The sequence below is a fragment of the Streptomyces sp. NPDC058086 genome (genome assembly GCF_042885015.1).
Lineage (GTDB): Bacteria > Actinomycetota > Actinomycetes > Streptomycetales > Streptomycetaceae > Streptomyces.
In genome coordinates this window covers 15,739-34,679 of the sequence record NZ_JBHVST010000058.1, presented here as the reverse complement: position 1 = coordinate 34,679, position 18,941 = coordinate 15,739, and the positions used below count along the sequence as shown (strand labels likewise).

The 18,941-nt window shown below is 69.0% G+C and carries 17 protein-coding genes; 10 read left to right on the top strand and 7 right to left on the bottom strand.

The window, feature by feature from the left end:
* Positions 1–18: 18 nt before the first annotated feature.
* Positions 19–687, bottom strand: a complete 669-nt coding sequence (locus ACFVWD_RS35100; RefSeq protein WP_389602004.1) for a response regulator — start codon at positions 685–687, stop codon at positions 19–21.
* Between the two features lie 380 nt (positions 688–1,067).
* Between ACFVWD_RS35100 and pdhA the strand changes: the two genes are divergently transcribed.
* From pdhA to ACFVWD_RS35085, 3 genes are read left to right on the top strand one after another with little or no spacing between them, the layout of a single operon-like run.
* Entirely contained in the window at positions 1,068–2,318 is a 1,251-nt protein-coding gene (gene pdhA / locus ACFVWD_RS35095) for a pyruvate dehydrogenase (acetyl-transferring) E1 component subunit alpha (RefSeq protein WP_389602003.1), read from the top strand.
* 2 nt (positions 2,319–2,320) lie between these two features.
* Positions 2,321–3,301, top strand: coding sequence for an alpha-ketoacid dehydrogenase subunit beta (locus ACFVWD_RS35090; protein ID WP_168509709.1), 981 nt, complete (start codon positions 2,321–2,323; stop codon positions 3,299–3,301).
* Positions 3,302–3,311: 10 nt separating this feature from the next.
* A complete protein-coding gene (locus tag ACFVWD_RS35085; RefSeq protein WP_389602001.1) occupies positions 3,312–4,769 on the top strand; it encodes a dihydrolipoamide acetyltransferase family protein in 1,458 nt (485 codons plus the stop codon).
* Positions 4,770–4,885: 116 nt separating this feature from the next.
* Here the strand turns inward: ACFVWD_RS35085 and ACFVWD_RS35080 are convergent, their stop codons facing one another.
* Positions 4,886–5,782, bottom strand: a complete 897-nt coding sequence (locus ACFVWD_RS35080; protein ID WP_389602000.1) for a D-alanyl-D-alanine carboxypeptidase family protein — start codon at positions 5,780–5,782, stop codon at positions 4,886–4,888.
* A gap of 222 nt (positions 5,783–6,004) precedes the next feature.
* Here ACFVWD_RS35080 and ACFVWD_RS35075 point away from each other — a divergent pair, with 222 nt between their 5' ends.
* Positions 6,005–6,679 (top strand): GntR family transcriptional regulator, encoded by a 675-nt coding sequence (locus ACFVWD_RS35075; RefSeq protein WP_099921647.1) that lies wholly within the window; start codon positions 6,005–6,007, stop codon positions 6,677–6,679.
* Entirely contained in the window at positions 6,676–7,980 is a 1,305-nt protein-coding gene (locus ACFVWD_RS35070; protein WP_389601998.1) for a nitrate/nitrite transporter, read from the top strand. Before ACFVWD_RS35075 ends, ACFVWD_RS35070 begins: the two co-directional genes overlap by 4 nt.
* Positions 7,981–8,065: 85 nt before the next feature.
* Here ACFVWD_RS35070 and ACFVWD_RS35065 read toward each other — a convergent pair whose 3' ends face one another.
* A complete protein-coding gene (locus ACFVWD_RS35065; protein ID WP_389601996.1) occupies positions 8,066–8,890 on the bottom strand; it encodes a maleylpyruvate isomerase family mycothiol-dependent enzyme in 825 nt (274 codons plus the stop codon).
* Between the two features lie 154 nt (positions 8,891–9,044).
* On the opposite strand from ACFVWD_RS35065, the gene ACFVWD_RS35060 reads away from it, so the two are divergent.
* A complete protein-coding gene (locus ACFVWD_RS35060; protein WP_389601994.1) occupies positions 9,045–9,839 on the top strand; it encodes a carbon-nitrogen family hydrolase in 795 nt (264 codons plus the stop codon).
* Positions 9,840–9,906: 67 nt separating this feature from the next.
* Here ACFVWD_RS35060 and ACFVWD_RS35055 read toward each other — a convergent pair whose 3' ends face one another.
* Positions 9,907–10,401, bottom strand: a complete 495-nt coding sequence (locus tag ACFVWD_RS35055; RefSeq protein ID WP_389601992.1) for an LURP-one-related/scramblase family protein — start codon at positions 10,399–10,401, stop codon at positions 9,907–9,909.
* Between the two features lie 178 nt (positions 10,402–10,579).
* Here ACFVWD_RS35055 and ACFVWD_RS35050 point away from each other — a divergent pair, with 178 nt between their 5' ends.
* Both ACFVWD_RS35050 and ACFVWD_RS35045 read left to right on the top strand, forming a co-directional pair.
* Positions 10,580–11,047: a hypothetical protein gene (locus tag ACFVWD_RS35050; RefSeq protein ID WP_389601990.1), complete on the top strand. Its 468-nt coding sequence runs from the start codon at positions 10,580–10,582 to the stop codon at positions 11,045–11,047.
* Positions 11,048–11,242: 195 nt separating this feature from the next.
* Entirely contained in the window at positions 11,243–13,048 is a 1,806-nt protein-coding gene (locus tag ACFVWD_RS35045; protein WP_389601989.1) for an NHL domain-containing thioredoxin family protein, read from the top strand.
* Between the two features lie 56 nt (positions 13,049–13,104).
* On the opposite strand, the gene ACFVWD_RS35040 is transcribed toward ACFVWD_RS35045, so the two are convergent.
* From ACFVWD_RS35040 to ACFVWD_RS35030, 3 genes are all read right to left on the bottom strand, one after another.
* Positions 13,105–13,338: a hypothetical protein gene (locus ACFVWD_RS35040; RefSeq protein ID WP_095853611.1), complete on the bottom strand. Its 234-nt coding sequence runs from the start codon at positions 13,336–13,338 to the stop codon at positions 13,105–13,107.
* A gap of 78 nt (positions 13,339–13,416) precedes the next feature.
* Positions 13,417–14,787 carry a M18 family aminopeptidase gene (locus tag ACFVWD_RS35035; RefSeq protein ID WP_389601987.1) on the bottom strand — a complete coding sequence of 457 codons (1,371 nt, stop codon included), beginning with the start codon at positions 14,785–14,787 and terminating at the stop codon, positions 13,417–13,419.
* Positions 14,788–15,181: 394 nt separating this feature from the next.
* Positions 15,182–17,008 carry an acyl-CoA dehydrogenase gene (locus tag ACFVWD_RS35030; protein WP_168493702.1) on the bottom strand — a complete coding sequence of 609 codons (1,827 nt, stop codon included), beginning with the start codon at positions 17,006–17,008 and terminating at the stop codon, positions 15,182–15,184.
* A 143-nt stretch (positions 17,009–17,151) separates the two neighbouring features.
* On the opposite strand from ACFVWD_RS35030, the gene ACFVWD_RS35025 reads away from it, so the two are divergent.
* Positions 17,152–17,616 (top strand): SseB family protein, encoded by a 465-nt coding sequence (locus ACFVWD_RS35025; RefSeq protein WP_054234175.1) that lies wholly within the window; start codon positions 17,152–17,154, stop codon positions 17,614–17,616.
* Positions 17,617–17,749: 133 nt separating this feature from the next.
* Positions 17,750–18,721, top strand: a complete 972-nt coding sequence (locus ACFVWD_RS35020) for a pirin family protein (protein ID WP_389601986.1) — start codon at positions 17,750–17,752, stop codon at positions 18,719–18,721.
* The last annotated feature ends 220 nt before the right edge of the window (positions 18,722–18,941 follow it).

The window sequence follows — 18,941 nt, the reverse complement described above, 5'->3', positions numbered from 1 at the left end:
TGTTCATTGGTGCCGCACTCAGTGGTGCTGCTTCTCCGCCTGGATGCGCGCCACATAGGCGGCGGCCTGGGAGCGCCGTTCCATGCCCAGTTTGGACAGCAGGCTCGACACGTAATTCTTGATCGTCTTTTCGGCGAGATGCAGCCGCTCGCCGATGGAGCGGTTGGTGAGCCCCTCGCCGATCAGGTCGAGGATCTTGCGCTCCTGTTCGGTGAGGTGCCCGAGCTTGTCGTCGTTCTTGGCACCGCCGCCGCCGTGCCGCAGCCGCTTGAGGACCTGCGCGGTGGCCACGGGGTCGAGCAGCGACTTGCCGGCCGCGACATCGTGTACGGCCGAGAGCAGTTCAGCGCCGCGGATCGCCTTCAGCACATAGCCCGACGCGCCCGCCATGATCGCGTCGAAAAGCGCCTCGTCGTCGGCGAAGGAGGTCAGCATCAGGCACTTGATGTCCTCGTTCCGCGACCGGATCTCGCGGCAGACCTCCACTCCGCTGCCGTCCGGGAGCCGTACGTCCAGGATCGCGACGTCCGGGGCCGTGGCCGGGATGCGCACCAGCGCGTCGGCCGCCGTACCGGCCTCGCCGACGACCTCGATGCCGTCCTCCCCCGAAAGCAACTCATGGACACCGCGTCGTACCACCTCGTGATCGTCGAGGAGAAATACGGTAATTTTTCCGCTTTCGGGCACAAAGTCAGTGTCACACGCCACCCTTGGCCCTGCCCGGGGTGAACTCTTCCCGTGCCTGGGGTGGCCGGGATAACGTGCCCGTGTTCCGGCCCCCTGCGAGGCTGTGACCAGTGCTGTGACCAGCGACTGTTCCCGACCTGCGTGCATTACTTGGAAATCCGACTAATAAATAGTGGGAAGTCCAAGCAAAAACGCAGGTCAGGAGGGGTTTCACAGAATTGTGGAGCACTGGGTAACGTGGCCGTTGCAGGGCGCTCGCCGGGGCACCTGTCACGCCTGTTCCCGGCCGAGTGCACCCACCCCGTGCACGGGTACTTGGAGCAGGCGAGCCGCACTGGCCACCCGGCAACCCCGGGGGCCGGACCGACGGAGGAGCACACGTGACCGTGGAGAGCACTGCCGCGCGCAAGCCGCGACGCAGCGCCGGTACGACCGCTGCGAAAAGCGGCGCCGGTACGACCGGTACGAAGAGCGCCGCGAGCAAGCGCACCAGCGCGGCCGGCAAGAAGTCACCGGGCGTACCCGGCGCACCTGGCGCATCGGGCCCCGGTCCCGAGCTCGTCCAGCTGCTGACGCCGGAGGGCGAGCGGGTCAAGGACACCACGTACGACCCGTACGTCGCCGACATCACCCCCGAAGATCTGCGCGGTCTGTACCGGGACATGGTGCTGACCCGCCGCTTCGACGCCGAGGCCACCTCCCTGCAACGCCAGGGCGAGCTGGGCCTGTGGGCCTCGCTGCTCGGCCAGGAGGCCGCCCAGATCGGCTCCGGGCGGGCCACCCGTGAGGACGACTACGTCTTCCCGACCTACCGTGAGCACGGCGTCGCCTGGTGCCGCGGGGTCGACCCGACCAACCTGCTCGGCATGTTCCGGGGTGTGAACAACGGCGGCTGGGACCCGAACAGCAACAACTTCCACCTGTACACGATCGTCATCGGCTCGCAGACGCTGCACGCCACCGGCTATGCCATGGGCATCGCCAAGGACGGCGCGGACTCGGCCGTGATCGCGTACTTCGGGGACGGCGCCTCCAGCCAGGGCGACGTCGCCGAATCGTTCACCTTCTCCGCGGTCTACAACGCCCCGGTCGTGTTCTTCTGCCAGAACAACCAGTGGGCGATCTCCGAGCCGACCGAGAAGCAGACCCGCGTCCCGCTCTACCAGCGCGCGCAGGGCTACGGCTTCCCGGGCGTCCGGGTCGACGGAAACGACGTCCTGGCCTGCCTGGCGGTCACCAAGTGGGCGCTGGAGCGGGCCCGCCGCGGCGAGGGACCCACCCTCGTGGAGGCGTACACCTACCGCATGGGCGCGCACACCACCTCGGACGACCCGACCAAGTACCGGGCCGACGAGGAGCGCGAGTCGTGGGAGGCGAAGGACCCGATCCTGCGCCTGCGCACGTACCTGGAGGCTTCAAACCACGCGGACGAGGGATTCTTCGCGGAACTTGAGGCCGAGAGCGAGGCGTTGGGCAAACGAGTACGCGAAGTCGTCCGCGCCATGCCGGACCCGGACCACTTCGCCATCTTCGAGAACGTGTACGCCGACGGGCACGCGCTCGTCGACGAGGAGCGGGCCCAGTTCGCCGCCTACCAGGCGTCGTTCGCGGATGAAGGGGAGGGCAAGTAGCGATGGCTGCGGAAAAGATGGCGCTGGCCAAGGCGATCAACGAGTCGCTGCGCACGGCCCTCGACGCCGACCCCAAGGTCCTGATCATGGGTGAGGACGTCGGCAAGCTGGGCGGTGTCTTCCGGGTCACCGACGGGCTCCAGAAGGACTTCGGCGAGGACCGGGTCATCGACACCCCGCTCGCCGAGTCGGGCATCGTCGGTACGGCGATCGGTCTCGCGCTGCGCGGCTACCGGCCGGTGGTGGAGATCCAGTTCGACGGTTTCGTCTTCCCGGCGTACGACCAGATCGTCACGCAGCTCGCGAAGATGCACGCGCGGGCGCTCGGCAAGATCAAGCTTCCCGTCGTGATCCGGATTCCGTACGGCGGTGGCATCGGCGCGGTCGAGCACCACTCCGAGTCCCCCGAGGCGCTGTTCGCGCACGTGGCGGGCCTGAAGGTGGTCTCCCCGTCGAACGCGTCGGACGCCTACTGGATGATGCAGCAGGCCATCCAGAGCGACGACCCGGTGATCTTCTTCGAGCCGAAGCGGCGCTACTGGGACAAGGGCGAGGTCACCAAGGACGCGATTCCCGGACCGCTGCACAAGGCGGTCGTGGCGCGCGAGGGCAGCGATCTGACGCTCGCCGCCTACGGTCCGATGGTGAAGGTCTGCCTGGAGGCCGCCGCGGCCGCCCAGGAGGAGGGCAAGTCGATCGAGGTCCTGGACCTGCGCTCGATGTCCCCGATCGACTTCGACTCCGTCCAGGCCTCGGTGGAGAAGACCCGCCGCCTGGTCGTGGTGCACGAGGCCCCGGTCTTCCTCGGTACGGGCGCGGAGATCGCCGCTCGCATCACGGAGCGGTGCTTCTACCACCTGGAGGCACCCGTCCTGCGGGTGGGCGGCTATCACGCCCCCTATCCGCCGGCGCGCCTGGAAGAGGAGTACCTTCCGGGCCTGGACCGGGTGCTCGACGCCGTCGACCGCTCGCTGGCGTACTGAGGAGAGGGTCGTGACGACGATGACTGAGAACGCGTCGGGGCTCCGCGAGTTCAAGATGCCCGACGTGGGCGAGGGACTCACCGAGGCGGAGATCCTCAAGTGGTACGTCCAGCCCGGTGACACGGTCACCGACGGCCAGGTCGTCTGCGAGGTCGAGACCGCCAAGGCCGCCGTGGAACTTCCCATCCCCTACGACGGCGTGGTGCGCGAACTCCACTTCCCCGAGGGGACCACGGTGGACGTGGGCCAGGTGATCATCGCGGTGGACGTGGCCGGCGGATCGGCGCCGACGGGGCAGGCCCCCGTCGCCGTGGAAGCCCCGGTGGCCGAGGCGCCCACCGCCCCCACCAGCCAGGCACCGGTCGCCGAGGAACCCAAACCCGAGGGCCGCACCCCGGTCCTCGTCGGGTACGGGGTGGCCGAGGCCTCCACGAAGCGCCGCCCCCGCAAGGGCACCGAGGTCCCGGCCCGGCAGCCCGAGACGTTCCTGACGGCCACCGCGATCCAGGGCGAGCTCAACGGCCATGGACACGGAGCCGCGCCGGGCGGGCAGCGCCCCCTCGCCAAGCCCCCGGTCCGCAAGCTCGCCAAGGACCTCGGCGTCGACCTGGCCACGATCACGCCTTCGGGTCCGGACGGCATCATCACGCGCGAGGACGTGCACGCGGCGGTCGCACCGGCTCCGGCCGCGGAGCAGCCGGCGGTGACGGCGCCTCCGGTTCCCGCCCAGGCTCAGGCTCCCGCTCCGGTCGTCGTGTACGACTCGGCGCGTGAGACCCGTATCCCGGTCAAGGGGGTCCGCAAGGCCACGGCCGCCGCGATGGTCGGCTCGGCGTTCACCGCGCCGCACGTCACCGAGTTCGTGACGGTCGACGTGACGCGCACGATGAAGCTCGTCGAGGAGCTCAAGCAGGACAAGGAGATGCAGGGCCTGCGGGTCAATCCGCTCCTGCTCATCGCCAAGGCCCTGCTGGTCGCCATCAAGCGCAACCCGGACGTCAACGCGTCCTGGGACGAGGCGGCCCAGGAGATCGTGCTCAAGCACTACGTGAACCTGGGCATCGCGGCTGCCACCCCGCGTGGTCTGATCGTCCCGAACATCAAGGACGCCCACACCAAGACCCTCCCCCAACTCGCCGGGTTCCTGGGCGAGCTGGTGGCCACGGCCCGCGAGGGCAAGACCTCACCCGCCGCGATGCAGGGCGGCACGGTCACGATCACGAACGTCGGCGTCTTCGGCGTCGACACCGGCACGCCGATCCTCAACCCCGGCGAGTCGGCGATCCTCGCGATCGGCGCGATCAAGCTCCAGCCGTGGGTCCACAAGGGCAAGGTCAAGCCCCGCCAGGTGACGACACTCGCGCTGAGCTTCGACCACCGCCTGGTCGACGGCGAACTGGGCTCCAAGGTCCTGGCCGACGTGGCGGCGATCCTGGAACAGCCGAAGCGGCTGATCACCTGGGCGTGAGCGCGTGAGCGCGTGAGCGAAGACGGAGCCGCGCGTCCCTAGGGGCGCGCGGCCCAGTACGACGAAGGGGGCCCGTCGCGATGAGCGACGGGCCCCCTTCGGCGGTGTCGGGGAAACTACTTGGCGAAGCCGTAGTTCAGGAGCTTGGTGGCGTCCGTGGCGCGCTGGGTGATCGAGGTCGACGCGAGGACCGTGCCGATGATCGTCTTGCCGTTGCGGGTGGCGGCGAAGACGAGGCAGTACTTGGCCTCGGGGCCGGAGCCGGTCTTCACGCCGATGGCGCCGCTGTAGCTGCTGAGCAGCGTGTTCGTGTTGGTCCACGCCGCCATGGTGCGGGTGCTGCCGGTCTTCGTCACGGTCTTCGCCGTGTACGACTTGGTCTTCACGACCGTGCGGAACGTGGCGCTCTTCATCGCGCTGCTGGCGAGCTTCGTCAGGTCGCGCGGCGTCGAGTAGTTGTTGCCGTTGCCGATGCCGTCGAACGAGTCGAACTTCGTCTTCGTCATGCCGAGGCTCTTCGCCGTGGTGTTCATCTTGCCGATGAACGACTTCACACGGGCGGCACGGGTGGTGCCCGAGCCGAACTTGTCGGCGAGCGCGTAGGCGGCGTCACAGCCGGACGGCAGCATCAGACCGTAGAGGAGCTGACGGACGGTGACCTTGTCACCGACGATCAGGTGGGCGGAGGAAGCGGTGTTGGCGACGATGTAGTCGCTGTAGGCCTTCTGGATCGTGACCTTGGCGTCGAGGTTGAGGTTCGGCTGCGCGAGCACGACCTTGGCGGTCATGATCTTGGTGGTGGAACCGGTGGAACGCTGGGTGTCCGCAGCCTTGGTGTACAAGGTCTTGGCCGTGCCGTTGTTCATCACGTAGCCGCCGGCGGCGGCGATCGTGGGCGTCGTGACGGCCCCTGCGGGGGCGGCCCCGAAAGCTCCGGCCGCCAGCACGGCGCCGGTGGTGACGGTGACAGCGGCGGCTCGGCGGAAACGCGTGCCCTTAATGCCGGTAATCAAAATGAACGCTCCGAATGCGCGAAATGCCCCTGGGAGAACGGCACATGGCAGTGCCGTCTTACGTACGGACTCGTGGGGGACCCAAAGGGATGCACGGAAGATGGGGTGGAATTGTGTGACGTGGATTACGCCGAGGGGCGGGTGTTGACCGCGTGAAAGGTTACCGGTCCGCATCCTGGACGACGCACGACCATGCGTACGTGTTGTATCTATGATGTGCGCATGCCTGCCGCGCCGTCCGTGTCCGCTCCGCCCGCCACCAAGCAACCCCCCGCCGCCGACCGCGTCTACGCCCACGTCAAGCGGGGCGTCCTGGAACGTCGTTACGAGGGTGGGACGCTGCTCACCGAGGGCGAGCTCGCCGAGGCCGTGGGGGTCTCGCGCACGCCGGTGCGCGAGGCGTTGCTCCGGCTCGAGGTCGAGGGCCTGATCAAGCTCTACCCGAAGAAGGGCGCGCTCGTCCTGCCCGTCTCCGCGCAGGAGATCGCGGACGTGGTCGAGACACGGCAACTCGTGGAGGAACACTCGGTCCGCAAGGCCGTACCCGCGTCGCCGCATCTCATCGCGCGCCTGGAGGAACTCCTCGCACAGCAGAAGGAGCAGGCCGCCGCGGGAGACCTGGCCGGCGCCGCCGTCACCGACCGCTGCTTCCACGCCGAGATCGTCCGCAGCGGCGGCAACGAGATCCTCTCCCGGCTCTACGACCAGTTGCGCGACCGGCAGTTGCGGATGGGCGTCGCCGTCATGCACGCGCATCCGGACCGGATCACCAAGACGCTCACCGAGCACGAGGCGATCCTCGAAGCGCTGCGGTCCGGCGACGCGGAGGCGGCGGTCGATATCGTCCACGGTCACGTCAGCTGGTTCTCGAACCTGGCGCGGGGAGAGGTCCGATGAGCTCCCACTCGGCCGTCTCGCTCCCCGGAGACCCGCCCGGCGGCCGCCGGGCGATCGGCGTCTGGGGCATCGGCGTCTCCGTCTACTTCGTCGCCGTCATCTTCCGTACGTCGCTGGGAGTGGCCGGGCTCGACGCCGCGGACCGCTTCCATGTGAACGCCTCCGCGCTCTCCACCTTCTCGATCCTCCAACTCCTCGTCTACGCGGGCATGCAGATACCCGTGGGACTGCTGGTCGACGGGCTCGGCACCAAGAAGGTGCTGACCATCGGTGTACTGCTCTTCACCGCGGGCCAGTTGGGCTTCGCGTTCTCCTCCACGTACGGGATGGCGCTGGCCTCGCGCGCGCTGCTGGGCTGCGGGGACGCGATGACGTTCATCAGCGTGCTGCGCCTGGGCACGCGATGGTTCCCGGCGCGGCGGGGGCCGTTGGTCGCGCAGCTCGCCGGTCTTGTGGGCATGGCGGGCAACCTGGTCTCCACCCTTGTCATCGCGCGGTTGCTGCACGGGGTGGGGTGGACGACGGCGTTCGCGGGCAGCGCGTTCGCCGGGGTCGTCGTCCTCGTGCTCCTGCTTCTCTTCCTGAAGGACCACCCCGAGGGGCACGAGCCGGAACCGTTCCCGCACCAGGGGGCCGCGTATGTGCGCCGGCAGATCGCGGCGTCGTGGCGGGAACCCGGTACGCGGCTGGGGATGTGGGTGCACTTCACGACACAGTTCCCGGCGATGGTCTTCCTGCTCCTGTGGGGTATGCCGTTCCTGGTCCAGGCGCAGGGGCTGTCGCGGGCGACGGCCGGTGAACTGCTCACCCTCGTGGTGCTGTCCAACATGTTCGTGGGTCTTGTCTACGGACAGATCGTCGCCCGGCATCACGCGGCGCGGCTGCCGCTGGCGCTCGGGACGGTGACGGCGACGGCGGTGGTCTGGGCGAGTGCGCTGGCGTATCCCGGTGACCGGGATCCCATGTGGCTGCTGGTCGTGCTGTGCGCGGTGCTCGGGGCGTGCGGGCCGGCTTCCATGATCGGGTTCGACTTCGCGCGGCCCGCGAATCCGCCGGAGCGACAGGGGACCGCGTCCGGGATCACCAACATGGGTGGTTTCGTCGCCTCCATGACGACGTTGTTCGCGATCGGCGTGCTGCTGGACGCGACCGGGGACAACTATCGCGTCGCCTTCTCCGCCGTGTTCGTTCTTCAGGCGCTGGGGCTGAGCCAGATCTTCCGGTTGCGGAAGCAGACGGCGCGCAGGGAGCGTGAGCGGTTGGTGGCCAGCCGCGTGGAGACGGTACACGTCCCCGCGTAGCGCCCCTTCAGGAGCGCGGGGAACTGCCTGACCAGCCCCCGCCCACCCGCAGGCTCCGATTCACCCGCAGTCGAAGAGCCCCGCGCTACGGCGTGACCGCGAAGTTCCTCAGGATGGCTGTGGTCAGTTCCGGGTCGCCCTCCGTCTTGATGCGGTCGGAGACGGCCTCGGCCGTGACGCGGCCGCAGGCGAGGCGGAAGTACGTCTCCCAGTCGAGGGTGAGGGTGGCGGCCGGGCCGAGAGAGGGGGCGCCGTCTATCGAGCCGCGCCCGTCCGCATCGACCCGCACCGTCCGCAGGAACTCCATCGGTCCGTGGATGTCGAAGACGACCGCCGAGTTCGCGGGCGCCCCCGCGTCCTTGGCGACGACCTTCGGCAGGGCCCCGAGGAGTTTGTCGCGGACGATGTGTGCGCCGGGAGAGTCGAGATTGCCGGGGACGCCGAGCGCGGTCCGCAGGTCCTGTTCGTGTACCCATACGTCGAAGGCGCGCCTCTGCATCGCCTGTTCGAGGGTGATCTCGGTCCCGAGCGGGCCACGCACCTTGGCGTCCGGCTGCCGCGACTCGTTCCGCAGCTGACGGTTGCGGCGGATGATCGTGTACTCCAGCTCGGAGGTCATCTCCGGTGCCGTGTGGTGGCGGCGCACGTCGACCTGCATCTCCATGTACCGCTGGTGCTCGTTCGTCACGTGGAACAGGTCGCGGGGGAGCGTGTGGATCGGCCGCGGGTCGCCCAGCATCTCGCAGTCGAGCCCGATGACATGCGAGACGAGATCACGTACCGACCAGCCGGGGCAGGGCGTGCGCCGGTTCCATTCACCTTCCACCAGCGGCGACACCAACTCGGATATCGCATCGACGGAGTGGGTCCAGGCGTCGGCGTAGGACTGAAGGCTGGGATGCAGACTCACGGAACGGGACCCCTCGGGCGGTTGGACGCGGGCAGTGCACAGGCAGCGGGTGTCTTGGGACGCTAAGTTACGCTGCTGTGAGGCACCCCGGCAGTGCTTTGGTGTGACGATCGTAGGCCTGTATGGACGGCTCGAATGCCAGGACGGTGGTACTGTGCGCGCCTCTCTCCTCCAGATCGATGTAAACGACGGCGAATCGGTCGATTCGCGTCGGCGTCGTGTGGCGGCTCTGGTACGAGAACAAGCCGGAGTCGATCTGGTCGTGCTGCCGGAACTGTGGACCACCGGGGCGTTCGCCTACGAGTCGTTCGGCACGGAGGCGGAGTCCCTCGAAGGGCCGACGTTCGAGGTCATGGCGAAGGCGGCGAGCGACGCGGGCATCTGGCTGCACGCCGGGTCGATCCCCGAGCGGGACGCCGACGGCACGCTCTACAACACCTCCCTCGTCTTCACCCCCTCCGGCGACCTGGCCGCCGCCTACCGCAAGATCCACCGCTTCGGCTTCGACAAGGGCGAGGCCGTACTGATGGGCGCGGGCGGCGAACTGGTGACGGTCCGTCTGCCGGAGACCACCCTCGGCATCGCCACCTGCTACGACCTCCGCTTCCCCGAGCTCTTCCGCGGGCTCGTCGACGCCGGCGCCGAGACCGTCGTCCTCTCGGCCGGTTGGCCCGAGCGGCGCCGCTCCCACTGGACGCTGCTCGCCCAGGCCCGCGCGGTCGAGAACCAGGCGTTCGTTCTCGCCTGTGGAACGGCCGGCACGCACGCGGGCGTTCCCCAGGCCGGTCACTCGATCGTGGTCGATCCGTGGGGGGAGGTCCTGGCGGAGGCCGGGGCAGGGGAGCAGGTGCTCACGGTGGACTTCGACCCCGGGAAGGTCGCGACCACGCGGGAGCAGTTCCCGGCGCTGAAGGACCGGATGCTGGGACTGACGGCACCGCGTCGCTGAGGCAGTCCTTTTTCCGGTCTTCTGGCCGCTCCACTCCTCTGGCCCCTCCTCGCCTCGGTCCGTCGAGTCAGTCCTCGCCCCGCTCCTTCTCCGCCAGGTGGATCACGCACACCGCCACCGCGATCAGCAGCGCGGGGTCCGCGTCCTCGCGGACGACGTCGACGCCGTACGTCTCCCGTACGTGCAGCCAACGGCGCGAGATCACCGCCAGCAGCTCACCCTCGTACTCGACGGCGAACTCGCGGTCGAGGATCTTGCCGCTGACGTCGAGTTCCGTACCGTCCACCAGGGACACCCGGTAGTGGTTGCGCAGCAGGGACAGCCGCTTGCGTCTGATCGTCGCCAGCGGTTCCCCGTCCCGCCCGATCACCATCGTGTCCCGCAGGGCGAACATCTTCTGGTGGATGTCGATGAGGACACGCCCGCGGGTGTCCTTCAGCTCGAAGGTGTCCCGCAGTCGCATCGCCTTGCCGTCGACGAGGAACACCTTGTCGCCGTGGTCGTCCTCGATCCAGTAGTCGTCACCGAAGCCGAGGAGCCGGTCGCGTACGAGGAATCTCATACCGGTACCGGTTCCCGGGATTCACTAGATCATCACGCGTTCACCCCCTCCGAAGGCGGGGGCGAGGGGGAGGAAATCGCTGGTGCGAGGTCTGGTGCGAGGTCTGGTGCGAGGTCTGGTGCGAGGTCTGGTCCGAGGTCAAGGGCGAGCGATCACGGAAAGATGTGCCCTCGTCGGCGTGGCCGCCCTGCTCGCGGCCACGTCCGGGTGCTCCCAGGCGGAGGTCTGCGCCGGCGTGGGCACCGTCTCCGGTGTCGGCGTGCTGTTCGTCCACCAGGGGTACGGCGACCTGGGGGGCGCCTCCTTCGAGCTGTGCGCGCGGGGCAGGTGCACGAAGGGTGAGCTGCCGCAGGAGGGCGTCACGCGCGTGAGTCTTCCGTTGCCGCACGACGTGGACCCCGACTCCGGCCCGATCCGCTTCCGGGTCACCCGCAAGGAGGCCACCCACCCCGTGATCGACACGTCCGCCGACGTGAAGCTCACGTTCCGGTCCGACAACTGTGGCGGTGGCGACTACGGCCGGGGGCTCGCCTTCACCAAAGAAGGGGGTCTGACGGCGAAGATCCCGGAGGCGGTGTCGGAGGCCTGGTTCAAGCAGATCAGATCCTGGGCCACTTCAGAACCCGATCCCGCCCCGTCCTCCTGATCCCGGAACACCCGCGCCCGGCTCCTTCCTCGCGAAGGGGCCGGGTGTCACCGCTTCTCCAGGGCCCGGCCCGAACCGTCTCCGGTACGCCGACGGGCTCAGCCCCGCTCTGGAGTCCAGGACCCGACTGCGGATCGTCTGGGCCGCGGAAGGCCGGGCGAAACAGGGCTCAGCGGGGTGTGGTTGGCTTGATCCATGGCAAAGCGAGCACGTGTCCGGGCCCCCGAACTGACAGGTAAGGGTGGCTGGATCAACACAGTCGGTGGACAGCTCGGCCTCACTGAACTCCGAGGCCGCATCGTAATTGTTGATTTTTGGACATTTTGTTGCGTGAACTGTCTGCATGTCCTGGACGAGCTGCGGGAGCTGGAGGAGAAGCACCGGGACACGGTGGTGATCATCGGCGTGCACTCGCCGAAGTTCGCGCACGAGGCCGAGCACCAGGCGGTCGTGGACGCGGTGGAGCGGTACGGGGTCGAGCACCCGGTGCTCGACGATCCCGAGCTCGCGACCTGGAAGCAGTACGCCGTGCGCGCCTGGCCGACGCTCGTCGTGATCGACCCCGAAGGGTACGTGGTCGCGCAGCACGCCGGTGAGGGGCACGCGCACGCGATCGCCCGCCTGGTGGAGGAGCTGGAGGCCGAGCACGCGGCCAAGGGGACGCTGCGCCGCGGCGACGGGCCGTACGTGGCACCCGAGCCCGAGCCCACGGCGCTCCGCTTCCCCGGCAAGGCGCTCGCCCTGCCGAGCGGGAACCTCCTGGTCAGCGACACGACCCGGCACCAGCTCGTCGAACTGGAGGGCGACGGGGAGAGCGTCGTGCGGCGGATCGGCTCCGGGGTGAGGGGGTTCGTGGACGGGTCGGCCGAGGAGGCCGCGTTCAGCGAGCCACAGGGGCTGGCGCTGCTCGACGACGGCTCGGTCGTCGTCGCGGACACCGTGAACCACGCGCTGCGCCGCCTCGACCTCGCGACCGGCGGGGTCACCACCTTCGCGGGGACGGGGCGCCAGTGGTGGCAGGGCTCGCCGACGTCCGGCCCGGCGCGCGAGGTGGACCTGTCCTCGCCGTGGGACGTGGCGCTGTTCGGCGGGAAGATCTGGATCGCCATGGCCGGAGTGCACCAGCTGTGGGCGTACGACCCTGAGGGCGGCACCGTCGGGGTCGCCGCCGGTACGACGAACGAGGGGCTCGTGGACGGGCCGGGGGCCGAGGCCTGGTTCGCGCAGCCGTCCGGGCTCGCCGCCACCGCCGACCGGCTCTGGCTCGCCGACTCCGAGACGAGCGCCCTGCGCTGGGTGGATCTCGACGGGGCCGTGCACACCGCCGTCGGCACCGGTCTGTTCGACTTCGGGCACCGGGACGGGGCCGCCGAACAGGCCCTGTTCCAGCACCCGTTGGGCGTCACGGCCCTCCCCGACGGCTCGGTCGCGGTCAGCGACACGTACAACCACGCACTGCGCCGCTACGACCCCGCGACGGGCGAGGTGACCACGCTGGCGACCGACTTGAGGGAGCCCAGCGACGCGGTTCTCGTCGGGGACGACATCGTGGTCGTGGAGTCGGGGCGACATCGGCTGACCCGGCTGCGGCTCCCCGAGGAGGCCGTGCGGGTGGAGTCGGTCGCCCACCGCACCCAGCGCGCGGCGACCGAAGTCGCCCCGGGTGGGCTCCGGCTGGACGTCGTCTTCCAGGCCCCGACGGGCCAGAAGCTGGACACACGCTATGGGCCGTCCACCCGGCTGCTCGTCTCCTCGACTCCGCCCGGGCTGCTGCTCACGGGTGAGGGCGCGGGAACCGATCTCTTCCGCGCGCTGGAGCTGAACCCGGCCGTCACGGAGGGTGTCCTGCATGTCTCCGCGATGGCCGCGTCCTGCGACGACGATCCCGCGAACGCGTACCCGGCCTGCCATGTCCACCAGCAGGACTGGGGCGTGCCGGTCCGCCTCACCGAGGGCGGCGCGGACCGGCTGCCGCTGGTGCTGGCGGGCATGGCCGACTGACCCGTACATCTACAGCTGTAACTGGGCCTGCGGGCAATGTCTGTTCAGACGTACGCCTACACGCCGTAGCCGCCCCGGTGGTGCCGCTCCTCCTCGATCACCGGGGTGCTGGGCGGCATGACCACCCGGCGCCTCCTGGCGATGCTGCTGAACGTCACGACCCCGATCAGTCCGACGATCATGAAGATGAGGCCGACCAGGTCGAGGTTGACCCCCTTCATGTGCCAGTCGGTCGCGAATGTGAGGACCGCCCCCGCTGCGATCAGGATGATGCATCCGCCCAGGCTCATGGGTGTCGCCTCCTTGTAACCAACTCGGCTTCTCTCAGGCCCGGTCCGGGTACCCGGCGGCGCGCCGGGCATGCGGAACTAACCCTCCAGGAATGCCACCAGCGCGTTGGCCAGCAGGAACGGGTCGTCGGCGCCGCAGAGTTCGCGGGCGCTGTGCATCGAGAGGATGGCCACGCCGATGTCGACGGTCCTGATGCCGTGGCGGGCCGCGGTGATCGGGCCGATGGTGGTGCCGCAGGGCATCGAGTTGTTGGAGACGAAGGACTGGAAGGGCACGCCGGCCTTCGCGCAGGCGGCGGCGAAGACCGCACGGCCCGAACCGTCCGTGGCGTAGCGGTTGTTGACGTTCACCTTGAGGATGGGGCCGCCGCCCGCGCGCGGGTGGTGCGTCGGGTCGTGCCGCTCCGCGTAGTTGGGGTGGACGGCGTGGCCGGTGTCGGAGGAGAGGCAGATCGTGCCCGCGAAGGCGCGCGCCCGGTCCTCGTACGAGCCGCCGCGCGCGAACACCGAGCGTTCGAGCACGCCGCCGAGCAGCGGACCGTCGGCGCCGGTGTCGCTCTGCGAGCCGTTCTCCTCGTGGTCGAAGGCCGCGAGGACGGGGATGTACGAGAGCCCCGAACCCGAACCGGAGCCCGAACCGGAACCACTACCGGAATCTGAACCGGAGCCGGAGCCGGAGCCGGAAGGAGAGCCCTCGCCCGTCGCCGCCGCGATCAGCGCCGCCGTACCCGCGTGCAGGGACAGCAGGTTGTCCATGCGCGGTCCGGCCACCAGCTCCCTGTCGCGGCCCAGGTAGGAGGGCCGCTCGACGGAGTGGGTCATCAGGTCCCAGCCGGTGACCTCGCCCGCCGGCAGCCCCGACTCCTCCTCCAGGAAGGCGATCAGATCGCCCTCGCCGGGGTCGCCCAGACCCCAGACGGGCTGCAGATGACGCTGCTTGTCGAGCTTGAGGCCGTCGGTGGAGACGGAACGGTCGAGATGGATGGCGAGCTGGGGCACGCGCAGCAGGGGTCGGTCGATGTTCACCAGACGCGAGGAGCCGTCCTTCAGCGTCAGCCGTCCCGCCAGCCCCAGATCCCGGTCCAGCCAGGAGTTCAGCAGCGGGCCGCCGTAGATCTCCACGGCGACCTGGCGCCAGCCGTGCGCCCCGCTGTCCGGCTGCGGCTTCACCCGCAGATTGGGGGAGTCGGTGTGCGCGCCCACGATACGGAACGGGGTGTGCGGCTCGGCACCCTCGGGCACGTACCAGGCGACGATCGCGCCGCCGCGCAGCACGTACTTGCCGCCGCTCGTCCCCTCCCAGGCATCGGTCTCGGCTACCTGACGGAATCCGGCCTTCTCCAGCCGCTCGGCGGCGTTCGCCACGGCGTGGTACGGCGTGGGGCTCGCCGCCAGAAAGGTCATGAGGTCGTCGGTGTGGCCGCGGTCGAAGCGGGCGCTTGTGCTCATGGGGTTCACCTTAACGACGCCCGAGGGCCCGCTCCCGGCGATGGGGACGGCCCTTCGTAAGGGGGATGTGAAGGACGGACATCCGGCTGGAGGGGCAGGTTCCGGTCCGGTCTCCGTGCCCGTGGTCCTCGAATCCACGGGGGAAATCTGTGTGAGTCCCTGCGGGTCCACGGGGGAAATCCGTGTGAGTCCCTGCGGGTCCACGGGGGAAATCCATGTGGGTCCCTGCGGGTCCACGCGGGAAATCCATGCGGGTCCCTGGCGGGTCCATGCGGGAATTTCATGCGAGGAGCGGGCTGCCGCGTGCCCCCTGTGGGCGCATACGGCGGCGGCCCGCCCCCGGAGATTCGTCCGGGAACGGGCCGCCGTCGGCGATGCCCTCAGGCCGCGGGGATCAGAACGCCGCCTCGTCCAGCTCCATCAGGTCCAGGTCCACGACCTCGGCGAGCTTGCGGGCGCCGGTGACGCCGGGCAGGACGTTGGCGGCGAAGAACTTCGCCGCGGCGATCTTGCCGGTGTAGAAGGGCTTGTCCTTCGCCGAGGCCGTCTCCAGCTTCTCGGCGGCCACGGCGGCACCGCGCAGCAGCAGGTAGCCGACGACCACGTCGCCGGAGGCCAGCAGCAGGCGGGTGGTGTTGAGGCCGACCTTGTAGATGTTCTTGACGTCCTGCTCGGTGGCCGCCAGGTCCGTGAGCATGAGGCCGACTATGGCCTCCAGCTCGACGGCCGCCTTGGCGAGCTGCTCGCGGGCCGCGGACAGGTCCTCGCCGCCCGTGCCGAGCGCCAGGAACTTCTTGATGTCCTCGGCGAGGGAGTTCAGCGCCGCGCCCTGGTTGCGGACGATCTTCCGGAAGAAGAAGTCCTGGCCCTGGATCGCGGTCGTGCCCTCGTACAGGGTGTCGATCTTGGCGTCGCGGATGTACTGCTCGATCGGGTACTCCTGCAGGAAGCCGGAGCCGCCGAAGGTCTGCAGCGACTGGGCGAGCTGCTCGTAGCCCTTCTCGGAGCCGTAGCCCTTCACGATCGGCAGGAGCAGGTCGTTGAGGGCCTCCAGGGCGGCGGTGTCCTCGCCGGCGGCCTCCTTGACCTGGATCTCGTCCTGGATCGCGGCGGTGTGCAGCACCAGGGCGCGCATGCCCTCGGCGTACGCCTTCTGCGTCATCAGCGAGCGGCGCACGTCGGGGTGGTGCGTGATGGTGACCTTGGGCGCGGTCTTGTCCATGAAGTTCGCGAGGTCGGGACCCTGGACGCGCTCCTTGGCGTACTCCAGCGCGTTCAGGTAGCCGGTCGAGAGCGTGGAGATCGCCTTCGTGCCGACCATCATGCGGGCGAACTCGATGATCCGGAACATCTGGCGGATGCCGTCGTGCTTGTCGCCGATCAGCCAGCCCTTGGCGGGGTGGCGGTCGCCGAAGGTCATCTCGCAGGTGTTGGACGCCTTGAGGCCCATCTTGTGCTCGACGTTCGTCGCGTACGCGCCGTTGCGCTCGCCCAGCTCGCCGGTCTCGAAGTCGAACTCGTACTTCGGGACGAGGAAGAGGGACAGGCCCTTGGTGCCGGGGCCGGCGCCCTCGGGGCGGGCGAGGACGTAGTGGAGGATGTTCTCCTCCATGTCGTGCTCACCCGAGGTGATGAAGCGCTTCACGCCCTCGATGTGCCAGGAGCCGTCCTCCTGCTGGACCGCCTTGGTGCGGCCCGCGCCCACGTCCGAGCCGGCGTCCGGCTCGGTGAGCACCATGGTGGAGCCCCACTGCTTCTCGACGGCGATCTTCGCGATGTGCTTCTGGACCTCGGTGCCCTCCTCGAAGAGGATGCCCGCGAAGGCGGGGCCGGACGAGTACATCCAGACCGCCGGGTTCGCGCCGAGGATCAGCTCCGCGTACGCCCAGATCAGGGAGCGGGGCGAGGTGGTGCCGCCGAGCTCCTCGGGCAGGCCCAGACGCCAGTACTCGGAGTCCATGAAGGCCTTGTACGACTTCTTGAAGGATGCCGGTACGGGAGCCGTGTTGGTCTCCGGGTCGAAGACCGGCGGGTTGCGGTCGGCGTCCGCGAAGGACTCCGCCAGCTCGTTCTCCGAGAGACGGGTCAGCTCGTCGAGAACGCTCTTCGCGGTGTCGACGTCCATCTCCGCGAACGGTCCGGTGCCGTACACCTTGTCGCGCCCGAGCACCTCGAAGAGGTTGAACTCGATGTCGCGGAGATTCGACTTGTAGTGCCCCATGGCGACGGCTCCGTAAGGGATTGGGGAGGCGGAGGTACTCGCAGCCTCGTTACACGTACCGGCAAGTAGCTACGATGATGCTACCCGTCGGTAATAAGAATCAACCCCTGGTGGCCCATATGTGGCCGACTACTCTTTGACGCATGTACGGCTACGACCAGAATGCGGGCGCCCAGCAGCAGTACGCCCCGCCGCAGCAGCAGATGCCCGGCGGTTACGGCCAGCAGCCGCCGCTCTACCCCGAGCCGTCCCCGCCCTCGCTGGCGGACGCGGTGCGGGCGTTCACCACGGGATCGATGTCCGCGGAGGACTTCCAGCAGGTCTTCGCGACGTCGAAGGTCTACTGTCCGCGCGGCGACAACCCCGGATTCCTGGCGCTGCACAACACCCAGCAGCCGGTCATCCCGATGTTCACCTCGCTCAAGGAGCTGCGCCGGTACGCCGGCAAGGAGTCCAAGTACTTCGTGATCACCGGCGCCGAGGTGATCGACCTGCTCCCCACCGGCTACGGCTTCGTCCTCGACATGGAGGGGGAGCACCGTATGGTCTTCGACGCGAAGGCCGTGGAGCAGATGGTGGACTTCGCCATGCGCCGTATGTACGGGTAGCGCCCGCTACGGGTAGTGCTCACTCCCCTACGACAGTCCGGACGCCCGGAGGGAATGCCCTCCGGGCGTCCGTCGTTGTGGGTGGCAGAAAGTTCAACAATCAACTAAACTCGAAGCACAAGGAGGTACCGACATGCCTGCAGTGACCGTCGAGAACCCGCTGACCCTTCCCCGTGTGGTCGCGCCGGCCGACGCCGTGGACCGTCCCGTGCTCACCGTGACGACCGCGCCCAGCGGCTTCGAGGGCGAGGGTTTCCCGGTCCGCCGTGCGTTCGCCGGGATCAACTACCGCCACCTCGACCCGTTCATCATGATGGACCAGATGGGCGAGGTGGAGTACGCGCCGGGCGAGCCCAAGGGCACCCCCTGGCACCCCCACCGCGGCTTCGAGACCGTGACCTACATCATCGACGGCGTCTTCGACCACCAGGACTCCAACGGTGGTGGCGGCACCATCACCAACGGTGACACCCAGTGGATGACCGCGGGCGCAGGCCTCCTGCACATCGAGGCCCCGCCGGAGTCGCTCGTCATGTCCGGCGGCCTCTTCCACGGCCTCCAGCTGTGGGTGAACCTCCCGGCCAAGGACAAGATGATGGCCCCCCGGTACCAGGACATCCGCGGCGGTTCGGTCCAGCTGCTGAGCACCCCCGACGGCGGCGCGCTGCTGCGCGTCATCGCCGGTGAGCTCGACGGCCACGAGGGCCCCGGCATCACGCACACGCCGATCACCATGGTCCACGCGACCCTGGCGCCCGGCGCCGAGATGACGCTCCCGTGGCGCGAGGACTTCAACGGTCTCGCGTACGTCCTCGCCGGACGCGGCAGCGTCGGTACGGGCCGTCGCCGGGTCCACACCGGCCAGACCGCCGTCTTCGGCGCGGGCGGCTCGCTGACCGTCCGCGCGGACGAGAAGCAGGACGCGAACACGCCGGACCTCGAGGTCGTCCTCCTCGGCGGACAGCCGATCCGCGAGCCCATGGCCCACTACGGCCCCTTCGTGATGAACACCCGCGAGGAGCTGCAGCAGGCCTTCGAGGACTTCCAGAAGGGCCGCCTGGGCACCGTCCCGGCGGTGCACGGAATGTCCGAGGGCGGGATATAACCCCCTTCCGCCCGACCACGAAAGGCCCCGTCCGTACGCCGGACGGGGCCTTTCGCCCGTCGGACGGGGCCCTTCGCACTGACGCCGTTGTCACCCGGCCGGGGCCGCCCGGCGGGGCGGCCCCGCCCCCCCCGGGTAGGGTGGTGGCTGGCTCTTAAAAAAAAAAAAACCAACCCACGCATCTAAAAATTTTTATAAATGTGGTGGGGGGGTGGATAAA